This window comes from Mycobacterium sp., from assembly GCF_035653355.1.
Taxonomy (GTDB): Bacteria; Actinomycetota; Actinomycetes; order Mycobacteriales; family Mycobacteriaceae; genus Mycobacterium.
Map to the genome: position 1 here is coordinate 1 of NZ_DASRBZ010000046.1, position 2,605 is coordinate 2,605.

Consider the following 2,605-nt stretch of genomic DNA (forward strand, 5'->3'; position numbering starts at 1 on the left):
CGTAAAGGCCGGGTCCGTTAAGGAGGGATCGAACATGACCGTGCATGCAGAACAGAGTCGGTCGTTACTGGAACGACTCGGTGACCCACGGCTGGAACTTCGTATCGAACCGGGTGACGCGCGCGCCTACCGCGTGGCGGAAGGTGAGTACGTGCAACTGGTGGATCTCGAGGGCAAACAGTGCACCGACTTCCTGGCCTTCAACGGTACCGACCTGGACGATGAGATGAACCTGACGCTCACCAGGGCCAACTGCGAGGCCCTGTGGCCGGAAGAGGGCCAGTATATCTATTCCGACAATGGCGTCGCCTTGCTGCGGGTGGAAGAAGACCTGGTAAAGAGGCACGACACCACGCTGCCGGCCTGCAACGCGGCCTACTACGCGGCGCTCGGCTATCCGGACCACAAGAACTGCACCGACAACTTCAACCGGGAACTTCAAGAGCATGGACTGAAGCCCCGCTTTGTCTGGCAGCCGATCAATTTCTTCTATAACACACGGCTGGCGGAGGACGGTCGCACCTTCGTGGTCGAGGAGCCGGTGTCCCGACCCGGCGACTACGTGCTGCTGCGTGCCGAGACCGACTTGCTTCTGGCTTCATCCGCCTGCCCCGACGACCTCTCGCCGACCAACGGCTGGAATCCGACCGATATCCTGGTGCGGATCTACCCGGGGCCATCCCGGTCCTGAGTTGGGCCGGCTAGGCGGTGCGTCGGGCGCTGCGTGGGCGCGCCTACCACCAATCGCCGGCCGAGCCGGCGGAAGGTCCGTCGGCCGCGCCGTTCAGGCCCTCGGCGCCGTCCCAGGTCAACATATATCCCACGCCGTGGATGTTGTTGATGTGAACGTCCGTTACGTCGGCCTGGCGCAGGCGTCGGCGTATCATGCCGATGTGCGACTTGAGCAGGTCGCGCTCGCTGACATCGCGGTGATGCCAGACGGACTCCAGCAGATCGCTGCGGCGCACCACCTGCCCGGGGTGCAGCATCAGGGTCTGCACCAACTCAAAGTCGATGGGCGCCAGGCGCAGCGACCGGCCATGCGCGCTGAGGGTGTGCCGCGCGGGGTTCAGGCGCAGCGGTCCGGCGCGCAGCTCTTCTAGGGCCGCGGTCTCGCGTGCGCTGTCGAGCGGCCGCAGCACCAGGGCGGCGCCGCCCAGATGGTCGACCGGCAGCGGCGAACAGCTGGCCGAGACCGTCACCTCGCGCTGCCCGAGCGGGCGAATGCGCAGGCGCGCGTTGGTCACCGGCGCATGCAATTCCAGGACCTGTTCGCACAGACACATGGGGCGACGCGTCTGCTCGGCGTAGGCACCTGATACCTCGGGACGGCAACCGAGTGTGGAGCGACAGTCGAGGCGCCCGGCCACGTCTTCCGGGCGTCGCGAGAGCAGTCGCTGCGCGGCGGGGTTGATGGCGCGCACCGTCGACTCGCTATCCACCAGAATCATGGCGTCGCACACATACTCGAAGACCAGGCTCGACAGCACCAGCGACGCGCTGGCCCCGCTGCGCATGCGCACCTCCCCTCCGAACCACCTCCGCAGGGCGGCCCGGGTGGCAGCATAGCACGCTCGCAGTCCGCCGTCAAACGCGGTTGCACCCCACCTATCCTCTATTTGCGCACCATAATTTTACCATCAGGGCTTGACGGCGCTCCCGAAGCTCCCAATAATTTGGATAAATACGATCTCGCCAGCCACGATGATCAGCGAGGAGGTAGACACCGCCGGAAACAAAGCACAGTGCATGGCAGCCGCAAAGCACCGAGCCGCCGTCGTTCCGGGCGTGATGGACGGCAGGTCGCGGTTTCGACAGCCCCCGTCGATTCAGCAACAAGCTTTAGGAGTAGTGTGCATGAGCAGTCAACAGATGGCGACCCCAGAGAGCGGCGCCCTGAGCACCCTATCGGACGAATATCAGGGCCGCCACCTCGTGAAGGCGATCCGCTGGTGGGATGGCTTCGTCCTTGCTCTGTCCGTTCCCGTCTTCCTCTTCGCCTCACTGGGCGTCTCGGTAGCTGTGTTAGGCGTTCTGGGCGCGATTCTGATGTGGCTCGTCTCGGTGGTCATCGGCGCGCTGCAGAACGAGATTTACGCCGAACTTTCGACCATGATGCCCAACAAGAGCGGGGGCATCGGTATCTATGCCAATGAAGGGCTAAAGCGCTACACCACGTTGATCGGACCGCTTGCCGTGTGGGGCTACTGGTTCGGTTGGAGCACCGTCCTTTCCATCAACGGGCTCCTGGTCGGGAACTACTTGCAAGCGGAAATCTGGCCCAAGTCCGACCCAAATATCGTGCCCAAGGTCATCGGCACCGGCATGCTGGTCGGCCTGTGGCTATTCAACGTGTTCGGACTGCGCCCCGGGGTCTGGCTCTCGTGGTTAACGGGTATTCTGACCATGATACCATTGCTGATTGTCATGATCGTGCCGTATGTCAACGGATCGTTCCACGGGAGCAACTTGCAACCGCTCGGCGTACCGGGCCACCTCAGCACCTGGACAACCATTTCGCTCTTCATCACCTGGTTGTATCTCGCCTGCTGGACGACCTATGGCTTCGAGTGCGTCGCCACCTTTGCCCCGGAGTTCGCCGACA

General features: G+C 63.4%; 3 protein-coding genes. 2 read left to right on the forward strand and 1 reads right to left on the reverse strand.

All coding sequences use genetic code 11. The features are described 5' to 3' along the window. On the forward strand, positions 1-691 hold a 691-nt coding region (locus VFA16_RS01420; RefSeq protein WP_324966100.1), incomplete at its 5' end, for an urea carboxylase-associated family protein. A 43-nt stretch (positions 692-734) separates the two neighbouring features. Here VFA16_RS01420 and VFA16_RS01425 read toward each other — a convergent pair. After that, on the reverse strand, positions 735-1,517 hold the full coding sequence (locus VFA16_RS01425; protein ID WP_324966101.1) for a winged helix-turn-helix domain-containing protein: 783 nt from the start codon (positions 1,515-1,517) through the stop codon (positions 735-737). A gap of 340 nt (positions 1,518-1,857) precedes the next feature. On the opposite strand from VFA16_RS01425, the gene VFA16_RS01430 reads away from it, so the two are divergent. Next, a partial coding sequence (locus VFA16_RS01430; RefSeq protein WP_324966102.1) for an amino acid permease occupies positions 1,858-2,605 on the forward strand: 748 nt, incomplete at its 3' end.